The following is a 1,272-nucleotide window of genomic DNA, read 5'->3' as shown; positions in this document are numbered from 1 at the left end:
CGCAGGCCGGGGCGGCGCCCGCGGCCGGGCCCGGCCCGGAGCGGCGGCTGCACGTCCTCACCCCGCTGCGCCGTGCCTGGGTGCCGATCGCCGCGACCATCGGCATCGTCGCCCAGCAGGGCGAGAACGTCGCCGAGTGGGTGACGGCCGTCTCCACCGTCCTGCGGGTCCTCGCGCTCGCCGCGCTGGTCCTCGTCTTCGGCACGTACGGCTTCCTCAGCTGGTGGTTCACGCACTACGCCGTCACCGACACCGAGCTGCGCATCCGCAGCGGGCTCCTCTTCCGCCGCACCGCGCACATCCGTCTCGACCGGATCCAGGCGGTCGACGTCACCCGCCCCCTGCTGGCCCGCCTCGCGGGCGTCGCCAAGCTGCGGCTCGACGTCATCGGCACCGAGGCCAAGGACGAGCTGGCCTTCCTCTCGGAGAAGGACGCCGTCTCGCTCCGCGCCGAGCTGCTGGCCCGCGCGGCCGGTTTCACCCCGGCCGAGGCACCGCTCCTGGGCGAGGCCCCCGAGCGGGAGCTGCTCCGCGTGGGGCCGCGCGATCTGGCGATGTCCCTGATGCTCACCCTGACCACCTGGGCGATCCTCGCCGGGGGGATCGCGGCTCCCTCGCTGGTGTGGTGGTTCAGCTCCAGCCCGTGGGTGGCCATCGTCGCCCTGCTCCCGGTGCTGGGCGCGATGTGGGCGGGGAGCGCCGGCCGGTTCCTCGCCGAGTACGACTGGCGGGTCGCCGAGTCCCCGGACGGGCTCCGGCTCGACCACGGCATGCTCGATCGCGCCCACGAGACGGTGCCGCCGGGGCGCGTGCAGACCGTACGGATCGTCGAGCCGCTGCTGTGGCGCCGGCGCGGCTGGGTCCGGGTGGAGCTGGCGGTGGCCGGCTCGAAGAACGACGTCCTGGTCCCGGTGGCGACCCGGGCCGCCGCCCACGCCGTCGTCGCGCGGGTGCTGCCCGGCGTCGACCTGGGGGGCCTCGTCTTCGAGCCCTCGCCCCGCAGCGGATCGCGCTGGGTGGTGCCGGTGTGGTGGAAGGGGTACGGCCTGGCCGTCTCCCCGGACGTGTTCGCCGCCCGCCACGGACGCCTGTGCCGGCGTACGGAGATCGTTCCGCACGCCAAGGTGCAGAGCGTGCGCCGCTCCCAGGGCCCCTGGCAGCGCGCCCGGGGCCTGGCCGACGTCCACGTGGACACCGGCGCGAACGGCACGGTCACGGCCCGCCTGCGCGGCGCGGCCCAGGCCGCGGAGCTGCTCCACGCCCAGGCGGCCC

General features: G+C 76.0%; 1 protein-coding gene. It reads left to right on the top strand.

Translation table 11 applies throughout. The annotated features are described in order from the left end of the window. Positions 1-47: 47 nt before the first annotated feature. Positions 48-1,272: PH domain-containing protein (locus tag ABZY57_RS32770; protein WP_356518196.1), on the top strand; the 1,225-nt coding region annotated here is incomplete at its 3' end.

This window comes from Streptomyces sp. NPDC006450, assembly GCF_040612195.1.
Taxonomy (GTDB): domain Bacteria; phylum Actinomycetota; class Actinomycetes; order Streptomycetales; family Streptomycetaceae; genus Streptomyces.
Note: the sequence above shows the minus strand (reverse complement) of the source record. Positions and strands in the feature narration are given on the sequence as shown.